The sequence below is a fragment of the Pseudomonas sp. HY13-MNA-CIBAN-0226 genome, from assembly GCF_040310305.1.
Classification (GTDB): Bacteria; Pseudomonadota; Gammaproteobacteria; order Pseudomonadales; family Pseudomonadaceae; genus Aquipseudomonas; species Aquipseudomonas gregormendelii.
The window spans coordinates 1-239 of sequence record NZ_JBEOPS010000599.1 but is presented as its reverse complement, the minus strand read 5'-3'; the positions used below and the strand labels follow the sequence as shown (position 1 = coordinate 239).

General features: G+C 49.4%; 1 protein-coding gene. It reads right to left on the bottom strand.

The genetic code is table 11. The annotated features are described in order from the left end of the window. The coding region (locus tag AAEZ05_RS30075; RefSeq protein ID WP_350650310.1) for a hypothetical protein at positions 1–239 on the bottom strand (239 nt) is incomplete at both ends.

The window sequence follows — 239 nt, the reverse complement described above, 5'->3', positions numbered from 1 at the left end:
CGGGTGGGTAGCAGTATTTGCCCCAAGCGCACCGTTATCAGGCCAAATACCACCACTGCCTAACAAACTATAATCACGCTTATCAAAGGCATTGGCGGTACTGGCTTGTAAAATCGCCTCTTCTGTTGGCAAGGTTTGTGCGCTTTGTTGCAGCAGCAACGCACTACGCATCACCCGATTGATATCAGCAGAGATACTATTGACTGCCGTATTACCACGTTCAGCCACCAGTTTTGCAG